The following is an 18436-nucleotide window of genomic DNA, read 5'->3' as shown; positions in this document are numbered from 1 at the left end:
ATAGAAGTTGCAGGCAAGGAAATGGCTGGTACCCCAGATAAATATCTCGTGTTCGGTAACCCGATCTCTCAAAGTAAATCTCCGTTTATTCATACTCTGTTTGCCAGACAAACAATGCAAAACCTTGAGTACACCTCTCAGCAGCCGGAAGTCGGCGAATTTAAAGAGGCTGCTAAAGCGTTTTTTGAGAGCGGAGGAAAGGGGTGCAATATAACGGCTCCATTTAAAGAAGATGCTTTTCAGTTTGCCGACAGGCTGACAGAGCGTGCTCAGCTGGCGGGTGCAGTAAATACACTCAAGAAGCTGGATGACGGCGAGATCATAGGAGATAACACTGATGGAGAAGGTTTCGTTCAAAACTTGCTTCAGTATCAGGTTCCTCTGGAAGGCTCTCGTATTCTATTGATTGGTGCTGGTGGCGCTGCAAGAGGTGTTATAAGGCAGCTACTTGAGCACAAACCGAAAGAACTCGTCATTGCTAACCGAACTTTTGATAAGGCTCAGACGCTTGAAGAGATCTTCAAGCCATTTGGTAATGTAAAGGCGGCAACACTAGCAAGTATTAATGAATCATACGATCTGGTAATCAACTCCACATCGGCTAGTTTGCATAAGCAGCTTCCTGATATCTCCCCAGTAATCTTTTCTAAAAACTGCATTGCTTACGATATGGCATATGGAGCAGGGATGACGACATTCAATAAGTGGGCGAGAGACAATGGTGCTCTTCAGGCATACGATGGGCTGGGCATGTTGGTTGGGCAGGCGGCTGAAAGCTTTATGTTGTGGCGTGGGTTAAGGCCGGGTACAAAGCAAATTCTGCGTGAGCTTCGAAAGAACCTGGAAGGGCAATAATGAATCAGTCGATTTTATTCCCAGATATTCAGGAGTGGAATGAAGGCACTCAGGCTGTCGTTTTTCCCGCTCAGCAATCTGGTGCTCTTATTGAGTGTGTCATATCAAAAGCGAAGTTAGTTGAGCTTTCGGGTAAGAATATTGAGTCTGGCGAAGATGCTCTGTCCATATTCGCAGACTTAAGATTCGATCTGGAAGAGGTTGCGGAAGAGTTAATTGAAGATGAAATGTTTAACTCTTCCGGTCAGATAGAAATTAGCTAAGCTCTACAGGCTTTACATCATTTAGATAGTCGTTTTTGGTTTCGACATAATTGTTGGCAGACTTTTTAAGGAAAGCCAGTTCTTGCTCTTTTAAAGGGCGGGCCTGCTTTACCGGGCTGCCAACATAGAGATAACCACTTTCAAGGACTTTGTTTGGTGGAACCAGACTACCAGCACCAATCATTACGTCTTCTTCTATAATCGCACCGTCAAGAACAGTTGAAGACATACCGATAAGAACTCTGTCTTTAATCGTACAACCATGTAGCATCACCTTATGTCCTATAGTTACCTCATTTCCTATTATTAGAGGGTAACCATCGGGGTTTTGCTTGTTCTTGTGGGTGACATGGAGAACACTTCCATCTTGAACATTACTTCTTTCACCTATGCGAATATGGTTAACATCCCCTCTGGCTGATACAAATGGCCAAATACTGGCATCTTTCCCCAAAACAACATCGCCAACCAGAACGGAAGTTTCATCAACATACACACCATCACCTATGACAGGTGTAATTCCTTTGTAGCTTCTTATAGAACTCATAATATTCCCTCAAATAGCGTCAGATAAGCATAAAACTATATAGATAGTTAGTAAAACTAGCCTTTAGTGGATAAAAAACATCCAAACAGTAAAAAAAACGAAATAAATGCAAAAAAGGGCTTGCCAATGTGACGAAGGTCTCTATAATGCGCCCTCACTGACACGGCGGACACCGAACGGAAACGCTGATATCAGTTGGACGAACCACTCGAAAGAGGGGCTAGCAAAAAAGATTTTAAAAAGTGTTTGACACTGACGATTATCTCGCTAGAATGCACGTCCGCTTTGAGAGAAAGCCTCTTAAAGCAACGCTCTTTAACAATTTAAACCTATCAATCTGTGTGGGCACTCGTTGATGATAATCTAAAAGATTTATCAATGAACTGAGTGACCAAACGATGACTTTTAGTCATTGGCACAGTCAATTCATTATCGTTCTGTTGGAACGATAATAGCTTTGAAATTACTTATGTAGTTTTGAAGTCAGTATTCATTGAGCCGCATCTTAGATGCAAAAAAACTTTAATTGAAGAGTTTGATCATGGCTCAGATTGAACGCTGGCGGCAGGCCTAACACATGCAAGTCGAGCGGAAACGACTTAACTGAACCTTCGGGGAACGTTAAGGGCGTCGAGCGGCGGACGGGTGAGTAATGCTTAGGAAGTTGCCCGGTAGAGGGGGATAACCATTGGAAACGATGGCTAATACCGCATACTCTCTTCGGAGCAAAGTGGGGGACCTTCGGGCCTCACGCTATCGGATACGCCTAAGTGAGATTAGCTAGTTGGTGAGGTAAGAGCTCACCAAGGCGACGATCTCTAGCTGGTCTGAGAGGATGATCAGCCACACTGGAACTGAGACACGGTCCAGACTCCTACGGGAGGCAGCAGTGGGGAATATTGCACAATGGGCGCAAGCCTGATGCAGCCATGCCGCGTGTGTGAAGAAGGCCTTCGGGTTGTAAAGCACTTTCAGCAGTGAGGAAGGTGGTGAGTTTAATACGCTCATCATTTGACGTTAGCTGCAGAAGAAGCACCGGCTAACTCCGTGCCAGCAGCCGCGGTAATACGGAGGGTGCGAGCGTTAATCGGAATTACTGGGCGTAAAGCGCATGCAGGTGGTTAATTAAGTCAGATGTGAAAGCCCGGGGCTCAACCTCGGAAGGCCATTTGAAACTGGTTAACTAGAGTACTGTAGAGGGGGGTAGAATTTCAGGTGTAGCGGTGAAATGCGTAGAGATCTGAAGGAATACCGGTGGCGAAGGCGGCCCCCTGGACAGATACTGACACTCAGATGCGAAAGCGTGGGGAGCAAACAGGATTAGATACCCTGGTAGTCCACGCCGTAAACGATGTCTACTTGGAGGTTGTTCCCTTGAGGAGTGGCTTTCGGAGCTAACGCGTTAAGTAGACCGCCTGGGGAGTACGGTCGCAAGATTAAAACTCAAATGAATTGACGGGGGCCCGCACAAGCGGTGGAGCATGTGGTTTAATTCGATGCAACGCGAAGAACCTTACCTACTCTTGACATCTACAGAAGCCAGCGGAGACGCAGGTGTGCCTTCGGGAACTGTAAGACAGGTGCTGCATGGCTGTCGTCAGCTCGTGTTGTGAAATGTTGGGTTAAGTCCCGCAACGAGCGCAACCCTTATCCTTAATTGCCAGCACTTCGGGTGGGAACTTTGGGGAGACTGCCGGTGATAAACCGGAGGAAGGTGGGGACGACGTCAAGTCATCATGGCCCTTACGAGTAGGGCTACACACGTGCTACAATGGCGCATACAGAGGGCTGCTAGCTTGCGAGAGTCAGCGAATCCCAAAAAGTGCGTCGTAGTCCGGATTGGAGTCTGCAACTCGACTCCATGAAGTCGGAATCGCTAGTAATCGTAGATCAGAATGCTACGGTGAATACGTTCCCGGGCCTTGTACACACCGCCCGTCACACCATGGGAGTGGGCTGCAAAAGAAGTAGGTAGTTTAACCTTCGGGGGGACGCTTACCACTTTGTGGTTCATGACTGGGGTGAAGTCGTAACAAGGTAGCCCTAGGGGAACCTGGGGCTGGATCACCTCCTTAACGATATAGATTGTGCATTGATGAGTGTTCACACAGATTGATTAGGTTTAGAAAGTTTAGAGTAGAAGGTGCCCAACACCTTCAAGTTTTAGTGTCCCGTTCGTCTAGAGGCCTAGGACACCGCCCTTTCACGGCGGTAACAGGGGTTCGACTCCCCTACGGGATACCATTGGGTCGTTAGCTCAGTTGGTAGAGCAGTTGACTTTTAATCAATTGGTCGCAGGTTCGAATCCTGCACGACCCACCATTCTCTTCCACGGGAATTAAAACAATGTGGGCGATTAGCTCAGTTGGGAGAGCACCTGCCTTACAAGCAGGGGGTCACTGGTTCGAGCCCGGTATCGCCCACCACTCTCTAAGTATTTTTGGAAAGCAGTTATCCAAACCAATAAGAAGAAATATCGAATTGGTTGGATTTTTGACTGTGAGAATCCTTAGAAAGTGTTTATACACTTTTGCTCTTTAACAATTTGGAAAGCTGACGAATAACAACAATCCCCATATCTTTAGATATGCGTTGTTATTCAATTAAAAGTTCTCAAATCCTATGTCTTTATGATGTAGGTACCAACACACATTCAAGTGTTCTTGGGAATGACATTTTTTATTCAATGTTGTTCATATTTGAGTCCGGCAAAATCGTGTCTGCACATGTATAAAAATTGCAGACAACTTTGGTTGTTTGATTGAACAATCTTAAAGGTTTCTTAGAAACTCTTTGGGGTTGTATGGTTAAGTGACTAAGCGTACACGGTGGATGCCTTGGCAGTCAGAGGCGATGAAGGACGTATTAACTTGCGATAAGCGTAGATAAGGCAGTAAAAGCCACTTGAGTCTACGATTTCCGAATGGGGAAACCCAATTGCATAAGCAATTATCATTAACTGAATACATAGGTTAATGAGGCGAACCGGGGGAACTGAAACATCTAAGTACCCCGAGGAAAAGAAATCAACCGAGATTCCGAAAGTAGCGGCGAGCGAAATTGGATTAGCCCTTAAGCTTTTAATGGTTCAGGTGAACATGCTGGAAAGCATGGCAATAAAGGGTGATAGCCCCGTAACCGACAAACCATTTTCAGTGAAATCGAGTAAGGCGGGACACGTGATATCCTGTCTGAATATGGGGGGACCATCCTCCAAGGCTAAATACTCCTGACTGACCGATAGTGAACCAGTACCGTGAGGGAAAGGCGAAAAGAACCCCTGTGAGGGGAGTGAAATAGAACCTGAAACCGTGTACGTACAAGCAGTAGGAGCCTCCTTTGTGGGGTGACTGCGTACCTTTTGTATAATGGGTCAGCGACTTATATTCAGTGGCAAGGTTAACCGTTTAGGGGAGCCGTAGGGAAACCGAGTCTTAACTGGGCGTTCAGTCTCTGGATATAGACCCGAAACCAGGTGATCTAGCCATGGGCAGGTTGAAGGTTGAGTAACATCAACTGGAGGACCGAACCGACTAATGTTGAAAAATTAGCGGATGACTTGTGGCTAGGGGTGAAAGGCCAATCAAACCTGGAGATAGCTGGTTCTCCCCGAAAGCTATTTAGGTAGCGCCTCGGACGAATACTACTGGGGGTAGAGCACTGTTAAGGCTAGGGGGTCATCCCGACTTACCAACCCTTTGCAAACTCCGAATACCAGTAAGTACTATCCGGGAGACACACGGCGGGTGCTAACGTCCGTCGTGGAGAGGGAAACAACCCAGACCGCCAGCTAAGGTCCCAAATTATTACTAAGTGGGAAACGATGTGGGAAGGCTAAAACAGCTAGGATGTTGGCTTAGAAGCAGCCATCATTTAAAGAAAGCGTAATAGCTCACTAGTCGAGTCGGCCTGCGCGGAAGATGTAACGGGGCTAAGTAATAAACCGAAGCTGCGGCTGCAATCTTTGATTGCGGGGTAGGGGAGCGTTCTGTAAGCCGTTGAAGGTGAATCGTAAGGTTTGCTGGAGGTATCAGAAGTGCGAATGCTGACATGAGTAACGATAATGGGGGTGAAAAACCTCCACGCCGGAAGACCAAGGGTTCCTGTCCAACGTTAATCGGGGCAGGGTAAGTCGACCCCTAAGGCGAGGCCGAAAGGCGTAGTCGATGGGAAACGGGTTAATATTCCCGTACTTCTTACAATTGCGATGGGGGGACGGAGAAGGCTAGGTGGGCCTGGCGACGGTTGTCCAGGTTCAAGTGCGTAGGCTTAAGAGTTAGGTAAATCCGGCTCTTTTTAAGGCTGAGACACGATGTCGAGCTACTACGGTAGTGAAGTCATTGATGCCATGCTTCCAGGAAAAGCCTCTAAGCTTCAGATTGTAAGGAATCGTACCCCAAACCGACACAGGTGGTCGGGTAGAGAATACCAAGGCGCTTGAGAGAACTCGGGTGAAGGAACTAGGCAAAATGGTACCGTAACTTCGGGAGAAGGTACGCTCTTATTGGTGAAGTCCCTTGCGGATGGAGCTGACGAGAGTCGCAGATACCAGGTGGCTGCAACTGTTTATTAAAAACACAGCACTGTGCAAAATCGTAAGATGACGTATACGGTGTGACGCCTGCCCGGTGCCGGAAGGTTAATTGATGGGGTTAGACTTAGGTCGAAGCTCTTGATCGAAGCCCCGGTAAACGGCGGCCGTAACTATAACGGTCCTAAGGTAGCGAAATTCCTTGTCGGGTAAGTTCCGACCTGCACGAATGGCGTAATGATGGCCACGCTGTCTCCACCCGAGACTCAGTGAAATTGAAATCGCTGTGAAGATGCAGTGTACCCGCGGCTAGACGGAAAGACCCCGTGAACCTTTACTACAGCTTGGCACTGAACATTGAGCCTACATGTGTAGGATAGGTGGGAGGCTTTGAAGTGTGTACGCCAGTATGCATGGAGCCATCCTTGAAATACCACCCTTGTATGTTTGATGTTCTAACTTAGCCCCATTATCTGGGGTGAGGACAGTGCCTGGTGGGTAGTTTGACTGGGGCGGTCTCCTCCCAAAGAGTAACGGAGGAGCACGAAGGTGGGCTAAACACGGTTGGACATCGTGTGGTTAGTGCAATGGCATAAGCCCGCTTGACTGCGAGAATGACAATTCGAGCAGGTGCGAAAGCAGGTCATAGTGATCCGGTGGTTCTGAATGGAAGGGCCATCGCTCAACGGATAAAAGGTACTCCGGGGATAACAGGCTGATACCGCCCAAGAGTTCATATCGACGGCGGTGTTTGGCACCTCGATGTCGGCTCATCACATCCTGGGGCTGAAGTCGGTCCCAAGGGTATGGCTGTTCGCCATTTAAAGTGGTACGCGAGCTGGGTTTAGAACGTCGTGAGACAGTTCGGTCCCTATCTGCCGTGGGCGTTGGAGAATTGAAAGGGGCTGCTCCTAGTACGAGAGGACCGGAGTGGACGAACCTCTGGTGTTCGGGTTGTCATGCCAATGGCATTGCCCGGTAGCTAAGTTCGGAATCGATAACCGCTGAAAGCATCTAAGCGGGAAGCGAGCCTTGAGATGAGTTCTCCCTGGCACTTTAAGTGTCCTAAAGGGTTGTCGTAGACTACGACGTTGATAGGCAGGGTGTGTAAGCGTTGTGAGGCGTTGAGCTAACCTGTACTAATTGCCCGTGAGGCTTAACCATACAACACCCAAAGGGTTTTGTGGACTCGAATAAGAACGTTGAATGTGTATAGAACAGTTAATTAACATCAGTTTTCCGAATTAAAGAATTTGCTTGGCGACCATAGCGTTGTGGACCCACCTGATTCCATGCCGAACTCAGAAGTGAAACGCAATAGCGCCGATGGTAGTGTGGGGCTTCCCCATGTGAGAGTAGGACATCGCCAGGCTTTAAATTTAGACTTAGAGTCTAACCAGTGCGGAGCGGTAGTTCAGTTGGTTAGAATACCGGCCTGTCACGCCGGGGGTCGCGGGTTCGAGTCCCGTCCGCTCCGCCACTTCTTCTAAAGCCTTGTCGAAAGACAAGGCTTTTTTGCGTTTAATGCTCCCTGAAAGCGCTTTGCGCTTTAGTCTCTGCACTGGCCGTGCGTGTTGAGTCCCAGTTACCCGCAACCCCGCCACTTATTTTAACCCGATGCGAAAGCGTCGGGTTTTTAATGCCTGTCATTTCCTTCAATAGGACTCAAGAATCTTGCTAATACCAATTCCATTAATTAAGTTATCAGGTTAACCCAATCTCTAAAGCAGAGTGAGATAACTCTGCTTTTCTCTGAACAGAACTTATTCCAGGCACGACAAAGCTTGTCGACAATATCGCCATAGTTTTCAAAACATCGATTTGCGAGTTCGTTTTGACGAAGCCAACTCCACACCTGCTCTATTGGGTTCAGTTCCGGGGAATATGGCGGTATATGAATGATACTGAGGTTGTCAAAATCATCTGCAAGATAGCTTTGGTGCCAACTCGCTTGATCCATAATGACAACAGAGTGCTTACCTGTTGGTGTGGCATGTGAGATAAGCCGAAGTTGTTCCTTCATTGCCTCCATATTACTAACAGGCACAACAATGGCTTCCGCATCACCAGTGGTAACGCATACGGCTCCAAACAAGTATGCATATTCAAATTGCTGCTGTTGTACCGCCCTCGGACGAGTGCCCTTGGGAGCCCATATTCGGGTTGTCGTGTTGCGCTGACCAAACCTGGCCTCATCCTGGAACCATATCTGAACATCTTTTAGTGCGACATGCCCGGGGATCTTAAGGATCGTTTCTATTGGGAATTTTTTTAAAAGTTTCTTGGGCTTCTATTGATTGCTTAGGATGCTTGGAGCGAGTCGTAATCCAACTCAAGCCAATATCGTGTAGCAGGCGATATATCCCTGACTGTTGATAGGTAATACCAAAATTGCTTTCTATAAAGAGGCCGATCTCCCTTGCCTGAAGGCGGCCCCCATCAGCATTAACAGCGTGTTCGGTGACATACTCTTTGAGCTGTTGCCTTTGCTCTTCGGTTAAGCGGTGAGGCCTCCCTGAATGACGCTTTTCTTGCAGTCCTTCAAGGCCGTGATCGAGATAGGCCTTAACCCATTTGTTAACGCTAACTCTGCTGACTTTGAGGAACTGAGCGATCTCTGTACGGCTTTTACCATCAACAAAGTGGGAAACAGCAAGGTAACGTATTCTAAGCCGAGCGTTAGATGTGGAGTTGATAAGGCTGGGGAAATCGTGCTTCATGAGGGCTCCTTTAAGAGCCTTCATTAGATCACAAAATTAATGGAATTGGTATAAATTGCCAGCCAGATCTGAGAGTCTTTGCCATTTTGCTATTTCTTCAAATCGCACATTTTTAGCATAAGATAAAGACTCCCTTGGATTCTACCAAAATTGGCCCTCTACAGTCACTTAGGGCTGTTTAACACAATATGCCAATATTATATCACTTAAACCTTAGAATGGCCTTGTAGATCGTCCCATGAAAGATTCTGAGTTAATGTTTTCTATTCCGAAGTTTATTTACATCAGTGGCAATAAGACAAATACAGCCTATTAGTCCTAATAAAAGTTACTCCTGTAACATTTAAAATCTTTAAAGTTATTAAGTCTATGTTCCTAATTTTGTATTGGTAAAAGGAGGTTGTTAGCGTAAAATTTCGGCACTTTAAGATTTAGGTTTATGTTATGAGTCAATTTGCTACTTTAGGCTTTATCGCTCTTGGCGGAGCATTTGGTGCCTGTTCCCGTTATTTGGTTTCTGAGCTATGCATCGTTTTACTAGGGCGGGGCTTTCCTTACGGTACCTTGGTCGTTAACGTTGTTGGTTCATGCATCATGGGTATTTTGATAGCCGCTTTTGAAAAAGAGTTGCTAGCAGTAGCACCATGGAGGCAGATTATCGGCCTTGGGTTTCTGGGAGCTCTAACAACCTTTTCGACTTTTTCTATGGATAACGTTCTGCTTCTTCAGCAAGGAGCCTTTTTTAAGATGGGCTTAAATGTTTTGCTTAACGTTGTATTAAGTATATCTGCTGCCTGGGTAGGCTTCCAATTGCTAATGAAAAGTTAATCTTTTCCACATCGTTTAACAGGTCAGCTTGGTTTCTCCAGACTGATTTTATATACTGATTTTACTTGTCGGAGTGCCATTAGGCTGAGACCGTTAATTCGGGATCCGTTGAACCTGATCGGGTTAATACCTGCGAAGGGAACAAGAGAGATATAACAGATCTATTCTGAACCCATATCAATCTGTCGATACAGCAAAGAATTTTAGCTTTTTGCTGTCTCTCGACACCTCTTGTAGCATCTTTCCGGCAAGCATTTTATCAAGCAATAACGCAAGGAAAATGCATGTCGAGTCGCAAACAATCAAGGCTTATAGCCAGAAACTTTATCGATACGCTATCGGTTCAGTCATACCCCAACTCAACCAAAATCTATGTAGAAGGCAGCAAGAGTAGTATTCGAGTGCCTATGAGGCAGATAAGCCTGGATGAAAGTTTGGTTGGGGGAACTAAAGAAGCGCCAGTATTTGAGCCGAATGAACCTGTTCATGTGTACGATACATCGGGTATGTATACAGATCCTACCCATAAAGTAGACCTTCATAAAGGTTTACCAAAATTAAGAGAAGGTTGGATTTTAGAGCGAAGTGATACCGAAGTACTAAACGCAGTAAGTTCTGTTTACACCCAGGAGCGCTTAGACGATGAGTCATTAACAGAGCTTCGTTATGGCAATTTACCTTCAATTAGAAAGGCAAGACTTGGTAAAAATGTAACGCAGCTTCACTATGCCCGGCAAGGAATCATAACACCTGAAATGGAGTTTATAGCCATAAGGGAAAACATGAGACGTGCTGAATACCGTGATAAAGCTCTGATAGCTCAGCATCAGGGTAGAAGTTTTGGTGCAAACTTACCTAAAGAAATAACAGCTGAATTTGTACGAAGTGAAGTTGCTGAAGGGCGAGCAATTATACCTTCTAACATCAATCACCCCGAGACCGAACCAATGATAATCGGGCGGAACTTTCTGGTAAAGGTGAACGCTAATATTGGTAACTCTTCAGTGACATCCTCTATAGAAGAAGAGGTTGAGAAGCTGGTTTGGGCTACTCGTTGGGGTGCAGACACGGTAATGGATCTATCGACAGGTAGAAACATTCATGAAACTCGGGAGTGGATTCTTAGGAATAGCCCAGTTCCAATAGGTACAGTTCCTATGTATCAGGCATTAGAAAAGGTTAACGGCATTGCTGAAAACCTGACATGGGAAGTCATGCGAGACACACTAATAGAGCAAGCAGAGCAGGGGGTGGATTACTTCACCATTCATGCCGGTCTCAGGCTTCACCATATTCCAATGACCGCAAAACGTGTTACCGGAATTGTTTCCCGAGGTGGTGCCATAATATCAAAATGGTGTCTGGCGCATCATCAAGAGAGCTTTTTGTATACGCGATTTAGAGAGATATGCGAGATTTGTGCTCAGTATGATGTAGCTCTTTCACTTGGAGATGGGCTACGCCCGGGTTCTATTGCAGATGCAAACGACGAAGCTCAGTTTGCTGAACTTCGTACTCTCGGAGAGCTGACATCTATTGCATGGGAATATGATGTCCAGGTAATAATTGAAGGGCCTGGACATGTTCCGATGCATATGATCAAAGAGAATATGGAAGAGCAACTAGAACATTGTCATGAGGCTCCATTTTATACCCTTGGGCCTCTAACGACAGATATTGCTCCAGGATATGACCATATTACATCAGGTATAGGTGCCGCGATGATCGGCTGGTACGGCTGTGCGATGCTCTGTTACGTAACGCCAAAGGAACATCTTGGTTTACCGGATAAAGAAGACGTAAAGACAGGATTAATCACGTATAAGCTAGCAGCACATGCAGCAGACCTAGCAAAGGGGCACCCCGGAGCTCAAATTCGTGATAATGCTATGTCCAAAGCAAGGTTCGAGTTTAGATGGGAAGACCAGTTCAATCTAGCCCTTGATCCGGAGACAGCTAGAGCTTATCACGATCAAACCATTCCGCAACAGTCAGGAAAAGTCGCTCACTTCTGCTCTATGTGTGGACCTAAGTTTTGCTCGATGAAGCTCTCGCATGAAATACGTGCGTCAGAAGGTCGATCAGCTAACGCCCCTAATAACGATAGTGTTGATTTCCAGTTAGAACAGAAGTCAAAACAGTTTTTAGAAAATGGAAGTTCCCTGTATAGCCTTGAGTTTGAGGAGGATAGTTAAATGAATTTTCAGACCCTTGCAAACTCCAGTGTTTCACGTGAAACAATTCAAGATGAGCTTAGACACACAAAAAATGCAATCGACTTCGAGCTTAACTCAAATACAGGAGACAGTTTTAAGCCTATTGAAGCTGAAAAGTTTCGATTTTATCCGGCCGTGGAATCTGCTGAATGGGTAGATAGGCTTTTAAAGGTGGGTGTTAAAACAGTTCAATTAAGGATCAAAGATTCACAGCGTGAGAACCTCGAGGAAGAAATAGAAAAGGCAATTTCCTTGGGGCGCGAACATGGTGCCCAGGTCTTTATCAACGATTATTGGGAGCTAGCTATTAAGCATGGAGCTTATGGTGTTCACCTTGGCCAGGAAGACTTAATAGAAGCCTCAACGAGCTTAATTAAATCCGCAGGTATAAGGTTAGGGATTTCGACACATAGTTTTGATGAAATATTGATTGCTGCAAAGTTAAAACCTAGCTACATAGCGTTAGGGCATATTTTTCCAACGACTACTAAAGATATGCCTTCACAACCACAGGGGCTAGCACGATTAAGGGCTTATCAAAAAGCGGTCGACCATCTAAGTATTCGGCTAGGTCGTGATGTTCCTACTGTCGCTATTGGGGGGATCGACCTAAGTAACGCAAAAGAGGTTCTCTCGTGTGGTGTGGACAGTATTGCTGTAGTGCGCGCTGTTACGCAGGCTAATAACGTTGAGTTAGCTGTTTCCCTGTTTAACGATTTGATTACCGAGACGAGGCGTCGTGACGATGAGTAATTGTTTAAGTGAACTTCATTATCGTCGTTATGAAAGGCAAGTTTCGTTAGTAGAGGTGGGTGATATTGGTCAGGAAACGCTTTTACGATCGAACATTCTTGTAATCGGTTGTGGAGGGTTAGGGACTGCAGCATCAACATTTTTAGCCGGAGCTGGTATAGGTAAGTTGGTATTAGCGGATGGCGATAGAATCGACGAGTCTAATTTACACCGGCAACTACCGTATAAAGAGAGTGACATTAGTTACTACAAGACGTCCATTTTAAAGAGCTATCTAGAAGAGCGAAATAGGCACATAAAGATAAGAACTGTCGAAAACGATTTAGAAGGTGAACAGTTAGAGCTAGAAGTCATGATGGCCGATGTAGTTCTTGATTGTACGGATAGTTTCCAATCCCGTTATGCGATTAATCATGCTTGTGTAAAGAATAAAACGGTATTGATTTCCGGATCTGCCATTGGTTGGAATGGACAGATTATTTCAGCATTAAACGGGCACGCTAGCCAGCCTTGTTATCACTGCTTGTTTCCTGATTTTCAAGATGCTGAGTTTGAAAACTGTTCTTCACGTGGAGTCTTAGGCCCGGTTGTTGGGGTTATAGGTAACATGCAAGCGTTACAAGCTATAAAGCATCTTCTGGGATTAGAAACAGAAGTAGAGACTAGGTTACTAACTTTCGATGGCAAGTCACTTAACTGGGAGTCAATGAAAGGAATTAAAAACGTTTCGTGCACTGTTTGTGGGTCCGGAAAACAAAGGGATATGAAATGAAAATTTGGTTTGATAAAGATGAAGTGAACTTAGAAACGGGAAGTACGATAGACGACTTTCTAAAACAGTTTCGAATTGATACCAGTGGCAGCGCATTAGTGTTAAACGAAGTAATTTGTCCTAAAGGAGATTGGGATAAAACGATACTTAATGAAGAAGATCGCATTTCAGTATTTAAAGTGATAGCGGGGGGATGAAATGTTAAAGATTGCAAATAGAGAGTTTGAATCACGTTTGTTTACTGGTACCGGAAAGTTTAGCTCGAACAGAGTGATGTTGAACTCTTTGAAAGCTTCCGGAACTGAGCTTACAACACTAGCCTTGAAAAGGGTGGATACTAACAACCCTGAGTCTGATATATACGCGCCACTGAAAGCGAGTGGCATAAATCTGTTGCCGAATACATCTGGCGCAAAGAATGCGAAAGAAGCGGTTTTTGCTGCCCAGTTGGCTCGTGAGGCTTTAGATACAAACTGGGTTAAGCTCGAAATACACCCGGACGTTAAGTACTTAATGCCCGATCCTGTTGAAACGTTAAAAGCGGCAGAAATCCTCGTTAAAGAGGGTTTCATAGTATTACCTTATTGCCACGCAGACCCGGTTTTGTGTAAACGACTTGAAGAGGTCGGTTGTGCTGCGACGATGCCATTAGCTTCACCTATCGGGACTAACAAGGGGTTAGCTAGTGTGGAGTTCTTGAAGATAATTATCGAACAAGCGAATGTTCCCGTGATTATTGATGCTGGTCTTGGAGCTCCTTCTCACGCTTCCTATGCGATGGAGTTAGGAGCGGATGCGGTATTAATTAATACGGGTATTGCTAGCTCATCAGATCCTATCGCTATGGCAAAAGCTTTTAAACTTGCAGTGGAGTCGGGTCGTATTGCTTATGAGGCTGGTCTCGGGGAAACGAGCGTTCATGCGCAACACACCAGTCCATTAACAGAGTTCCTGGGGTAGAGCGGAATGTCTTTCTTCGAGCAAACTCAGGGAATGGATTGGGATGACACTAGTCTTTCTATCTATAGCAAAACTACCCGTGACGTAGTAAGAGCCCTAAACAAAAGCACTCTTGATCTGGAAGACTTTAAAGCGCTTATCTCTCCTGCTGCTGAAAACTATCTGGAAGAGATGGCACAAAAATCCTTTGTGTTAACACGAAAAAGATTTGGCAACATCGTTGGCTTATACGCACCACTTTATCTTTCTAACCTTTGTTCAAATGTATGTACATATTGCGGATTCTCTATGGACAACAGAATTAAGAGAAAGGTACTAAATGAGAAAGAAATAAAGGGTGAACTTGATGCTATAAAAAGAATGAAGTTTGACAATATTCTATTGGTAACGGGGGAGCATGAGGCTAAGGTTGGATTTGAATATCTTGCTAAAGCGATTTCTCAGACTAAAGATAAGTTTAGTTACGTGAACATGGAAGTACAGCCTCTAGAAGAACATGAGTATAAGGGACTTGTTAATGTAGGGCTTGATGGAGTAATGATCTATCAGGAGACTTACAACTCCCGCACTTATTCTCAGCATCACTTAAGAGGACGAAAGGCCGACTACCAATTTCGTATCGAAACTCCGGATAGGCTTGCTCGGGTAGGCATCGATAAAATTGGTTTAGGTGTTTTGATTGGTTTAGATGACTGGAGAACAGATAGCTTTTATCTAGCGACTCACCTGAATTATCTCGAAAAACGTTACTGGAGAACTCGCTATTCAATTTCGTTTCCTCGTATTAGACCTTGCGAAAGCGGGTTTCAACCTAAATCGCTTATGACTGATAGACAACTAGTACAGTTGATTTGCGCCTATCGTCTGTTCAACAATGAAGTAGAGTTGAGCCTATCCACCAGAGAGTCTGAACGGTTTAGAGATAATGCAGTAAAGCTTGGGATTACGAACATGTCAGCAGGCTCAAAAACTCAGCCAGGCGGGTATGCGAATAATAGTCAAGAATTAGAACAGTTCTCGATTGATGATAGTAGAACACCATCTGAAGTTGCTTTAGCTATAGAACGGGCGAATTTAGTGCCTGTTTGGAAAGACTGGGATAGCGCTTACTCGGGGTGATGTTTCACGTGAAACAAAAAAGAGAGGCTGATTACGCCTCTCTTTTTTTAGGTAGTTTAAATTTTTGCAGTTGCCTCTTTCAGCCACCCCAATACATCTGACTCCAGTAAAGGGCTCACCTCTTGCCAGACAGTTTGATGGTAATTGTTAAGCCATTCAACTTCGTCTTCTGACAACAGCGACAGTTCGATACATCGTTTGTCGATCGGGCATCGGGTTAATGACTCAAATCCAAGAACGCTCATATCACCGCTAGTATCTACATCTACGACTAATTCGAGGTTCTCAATTCGAATACCGAACTCTTGCTCACGGTAATATCCCGGTTCATTTGAAAGAACCATGCCCGGTAAAAGAGCTACGCTGTTTGGTGCTTTTGCGATTCTTTGCGGCCCTTCATGTACGTTCAGGAAGTGGCCCACACCGTGGCCCGTACCGTGGTCGAAGTCGTAGCCATAACGCCATAGATGTTGCCTTGCTAAAACATCTAATTGATGTCCGGAAGTGCCACTAGGGAATTTGGCGCTAGCTAATGAAATATGCCCCTTAAGAACGAGAGTAAATTGTTTCTTCATCTCGTTGCTAGGTTTACCGATAGCGACTGTACGAGTTATGTCTGTAGTGCCGTCAGGGTACTGACCACCAGAGTCTACAAGATACATAGTATCTGGCTGGATAGTTGAAGGTGTTGGCTGGTTAAGATGGTTGTAATGACACATTGCAGCATTTACGCTGGCTGCTGAAATCGTATCGAAACTTAGATCAACTAAGCTATCATCTTGGCGTCTGTAACTTTCAAGTGTATCTGATAATACCGCTTCATCATGATAAATACCCTGGTCAACTTGTTGATCGAGCCAGTGTAAAAACTTAGCCATCGCTGCTCCGTCGCGAATGTGGCAAGCTTTCATGCCAGAAATCTCAGCTTCGTTCTTTTGAGCTTTGAGAAGAGCACAAGGGTTCATTGTATCTACAACATTTACACCAGAACTTATAAGAGTGTTAAAGATCCATGCATTAGTTGATGACTTATCTACAACGACGGATTTGTTTTCGAGGCTTTTTAGAACAGACTCAAGCTCAACCGGAGCATATATACGAACACCGGTTCCTACATGATCAATAAAGTTTCCTGGCAAGCGTGCCGGATCGATAAAGAAATCAACTGACTCGTCGCTGTAAATTATTGCGTGGGAAAGCAGTACTGGTAGTCTGGAAACATCTAAACCACGAATGTTGAGAAGCCAGCATATGGAGTCTAACTCTGTAAGAACTGCTGCATCCGACTTGTTTTCCTCGATGAGACCCGCAACAAGTTTGCGTTTTTCTGCGCTAGATACTCCAACTTTACTAATATCCATTAGCATAACATCTGATAGTGTTGGAGAAGGGCGCTCTGACCACAGTTTATCTACTGGGTTGTCGTCGACAGGCAACAACTCAAAATTAGTAAGTTTCTGAGTTGTCGTTTCCAACCACTTCGAAGAGTGCATTCGCGGGTCAAAACCGATCTTAGAGTTACTTGCCAACTCAGAATTGATCCAATGCGTTAATGGCTCTTCAATTAGATGACGATACTCAAACACGGAGCCAGGAACCTGTTTTGTAACCTGAACCGTATATCGACCATCTACAAATATAGCTGCTTTATCTCTAGTTATAATTGCAGCACCTGCAGAACCAGTGAACCCTGTTGCCCAGAGTAAACGTTCGTTGTGTTCTGGCAAGTATTCTCCCAGAAACTCATCTTCATGAGGAATGACGAAAGCATCAAGGTCGTTTTTGCTTAGCCAATTTCTAACTTTCTCTACACGTTCAATAATCGTATTGGTCATGATGTTCCTTTAATAGTTATAAGTTTGTAGCAGCAGCTGTGACTGATTTGTCAGAATACTACGAATTAAGGTGGTGTGTCTTTTCCTTAATTATTTGCCTTAGCCAGGTGAGTGCAGGATCTTGTTCCCTTTCTTTATGCCAAAAAAGAGTATAGGCCATAGGGGGAAACTCTAGTGGTAGTGGTAATACTGTGAGATCATATTGCTCTGCCATCAGGTTTGTAAAATGACTTGGAGCTGTAAAGACAAAATCTGTATAGGAGCATAGATTTGCAGCACTATTAAAATCAGGGACGGTTATGGCGATATCTCTATCTAATCCTTTTTCCGCAAGCTTGTAATCTAGAAGCCAGCGGTCGTTTCCATCACATCGTACTTGCAGGTGTCTTAGCTTTAGATAAGCTTCAAGGTTCCAGGGTTTATTTAGGCAAGGGTGCTTTTTTCGTACCACGCATTTTTGATTGTCGCGGTAAATCTCCTGCTCACAAATATCATCTGGTGGGAGCATGGTTAACAAAGCATCCTGAAACTCAATATCTTTGCCTGTGATACCCATATCCAGCTGACCATTTTGAATGTCTTTAAAAGTATCTTTATTCCAGTTGTGTGTACTAATCGTGAGCTGTGGTGCTTGCTGAAAAATTGCCGGTAAAAAGTGTGGTAGCACCAAAGGGTAGACACTCTCAACGAGTGCGATATTAAAACAGAGCTGAGTTGTTTGGGGTGTAAAGCTTTCTGGCTCGCTAATCGCTATGAGCTGTGCAATTAGATTATCGAGCTTAGGCTTTATAGAAATAGTTCTGGCTGTAGGAGCAATACCATGAGAGGTACGAACGAACAGGGGATCATCGAACTGAGTTCTAAGCTTCGCTAACGACTTACTTACTGAGGACTGACTCAGACAAAGTCGCGAAGCAGCCCTGGTAACACTTAGTTCCTCTGCGAGAACTTTATAACAAACCAGCAGATTTAGGTCTATTCGGGATAGTTTCTCAAGGTTCATATGATTTTACTCATGGGAATATCACTCATGAGTA

The 18436-nt window shown here is 44.9% G+C and carries 13 protein-coding genes, 4 tRNA genes, 3 rRNA genes and 1 riboswitch; of the genes, 16 read left to right on the top strand and 4 right to left on the bottom strand.

The features are described from left to right. Nucleotides 1–21: 21 nt before the first annotated feature. Nucleotides 22–855: a shikimate dehydrogenase gene (aroE, locus tag SNR28_RS26490; RefSeq protein ID WP_375751952.1), complete on the top strand. Its 834-nt coding sequence runs from the start codon at nt 22–24 to the stop codon at nt 853–855. Then, on the top strand, nt 855–1118 hold the full coding sequence (locus tag SNR28_RS26485; protein ID WP_375751950.1) for a DUF1488 domain-containing protein: 264 nt from the start codon (nt 855–857) through the stop codon (nt 1116–1118). The genes aroE and SNR28_RS26485 overlap by 1 nt, the downstream gene beginning before the upstream one ends. On the opposite strand, the gene SNR28_RS26480 is transcribed toward SNR28_RS26485, so the two are convergent. Further along, nucleotides 1111–1665, bottom strand: a complete 555-nt coding sequence (locus tag SNR28_RS26480; protein WP_375751948.1) for a gamma carbonic anhydrase family protein — start codon at nt 1663–1665, stop codon at nt 1111–1113. The genes SNR28_RS26485 and SNR28_RS26480 overlap by 8 nt on opposite strands. A 523-nt stretch (nt 1666–2188) precedes the next feature. Here SNR28_RS26480 and SNR28_RS26475 point away from each other — a divergent pair. The 7 genes from SNR28_RS26475 to SNR28_RS26445 all read left to right on the top strand — a co-directional run bounded on the left by SNR28_RS26475 (nt 2189) and on the right by SNR28_RS26445 (nt 7676). After that, a 16S ribosomal RNA gene (locus SNR28_RS26475) occupies nt 2189–3740 on the top strand. A gap of 93 nt (nt 3741–3833) precedes the next feature. Further along, nucleotides 3834–3909: transfer RNA gene (locus SNR28_RS26470), tRNA-Glu, on the top strand. A 2-nt stretch (nt 3910–3911) separates the two neighbouring features. Continuing rightward, nucleotides 3912–3987 (top strand) — tRNA-Lys (locus tag SNR28_RS26465). A 28-nt stretch (nt 3988–4015) separates the two neighbouring features. Continuing rightward, a tRNA-Val gene (locus SNR28_RS26460) sits at nt 4016–4091 on the top strand. Nucleotides 4092–4470: 379 nt separating this feature from the next. Further along, nucleotides 4471–7360, top strand: a 23S ribosomal RNA gene (locus SNR28_RS26455). A 92-nt stretch (nt 7361–7452) separates the two neighbouring features. Next, nucleotides 7453–7568, top strand: a 5S ribosomal RNA gene (gene rrf, locus SNR28_RS26450). The 16S, 23S and 5S rRNA genes sit together here with 4 tRNA genes alongside, the layout of an rRNA operon. Nucleotides 7569–7599: 31 nt before the next feature. Next, nucleotides 7600–7676 (top strand) — tRNA-Asp (locus SNR28_RS26445). Between the two features lie 216 nt (nt 7677–7892). On the opposite strand, the gene SNR28_RS26440 is transcribed toward SNR28_RS26445, so the two are convergent. Then, nucleotides 7893–8916 (bottom strand): IS630 family transposase gene (locus SNR28_RS26440; protein ID WP_375751544.1). Its coding sequence is split into 2 segments (ribosomal slippage): nt 7893–8463 and nt 8462–8916, totalling 1026 coding nucleotides; the frame shifts between segments, so codons are not numbered across the junction. Nucleotides 8917–9360: 444 nt separating this feature from the next. Between SNR28_RS26440 and crcB the strand changes: the two genes are divergently transcribed. The 7 genes from crcB (at nt 9361) to thiH (ending at nt 15564) form a co-directional block, all read left to right on the top strand. Further along, nucleotides 9361–9744, top strand: coding sequence for a fluoride efflux transporter CrcB (crcB, locus tag SNR28_RS26435; RefSeq protein WP_375751947.1), 384 nt, complete (start codon nt 9361–9363; stop codon nt 9742–9744). A 59-nt stretch (nt 9745–9803) separates the two neighbouring features. Continuing rightward, nucleotides 9804–9902: riboswitch (TPP riboswitch) on the top strand. 126 nt (nt 9903–10028) lie between these two features. Next, on the top strand, nt 10029–11939 hold the full coding sequence (gene thiC / locus SNR28_RS26430) for a phosphomethylpyrimidine synthase ThiC (protein ID WP_375751946.1): 1911 nt from the start codon (nt 10029–10031) through the stop codon (nt 11937–11939). Further along, entirely contained in the window at nt 11940–12713 is a 774-nt protein-coding gene (gene thiE, locus SNR28_RS26425) for a thiamine phosphate synthase (protein WP_375751944.1), read from the top strand. After that, the gene (locus SNR28_RS26420; RefSeq protein WP_375751942.1) at nt 12706–13485 is read left to right on the top strand and encodes a ThiF family adenylyltransferase; all 780 of its coding nucleotides are present in this window, start codon (nt 12706–12708) and stop codon (nt 13483–13485) included. Before thiE ends, SNR28_RS26420 begins: the two co-directional genes overlap by 8 nt. Further along, nucleotides 13482–13682 carry a sulfur carrier protein ThiS gene (gene thiS, locus SNR28_RS26415; RefSeq protein ID WP_375751940.1) on the top strand — a complete coding sequence of 67 codons (201 nt, stop codon included), beginning with the start codon at nt 13482–13484 and terminating at the stop codon, nt 13680–13682. Before SNR28_RS26420 ends, thiS begins: the two co-directional genes overlap by 4 nt. A 1-nt stretch (nt 13683) precedes the next feature. Continuing rightward, a complete protein-coding gene (locus SNR28_RS26410; protein ID WP_375751938.1) occupies nt 13684–14445 on the top strand; it encodes a thiazole synthase in 762 nt (253 codons plus the stop codon). Nucleotides 14446–14451: 6 nt separating this feature from the next. Beyond that, nucleotides 14452–15564, top strand: coding sequence for a 2-iminoacetate synthase ThiH (gene thiH, locus SNR28_RS26405; RefSeq protein ID WP_375751936.1), 1113 nt, complete (start codon nt 14452–14454; stop codon nt 15562–15564). A gap of 56 nt (nt 15565–15620) precedes the next feature. Here thiH and SNR28_RS26400 read toward each other — a convergent pair whose 3' ends face one another. Further along, nucleotides 15621–17399 carry an aminopeptidase P family protein gene (locus SNR28_RS26400; protein WP_375751934.1) on the bottom strand — a complete coding sequence of 593 codons (1779 nt, stop codon included), beginning with the start codon at nt 17397–17399 and terminating at the stop codon, nt 15621–15623. A 58-nt stretch (nt 17400–17457) separates the two neighbouring features. Then, the gene (locus SNR28_RS26395) at nt 17458–18402 is read right to left on the bottom strand and encodes a LysR family transcriptional regulator (RefSeq protein ID WP_375751932.1); all 945 of its coding nucleotides are present in this window, start codon (nt 18400–18402) and stop codon (nt 17458–17460) included. Between the last annotated feature and the right edge of the window lie 34 nt (nt 18403–18436).

The sequence above is a fragment of the Vibrio iocasae genome, from assembly GCF_042245395.1.
GTDB lineage: Bacteria > Pseudomonadota > Gammaproteobacteria > Enterobacterales > Vibrionaceae > Vibrio > Vibrio iocasae.
The sequence above is the reverse complement of the archived record's forward strand: the minus strand, read 5'-3'. Positions and strand labels throughout refer to the sequence as shown.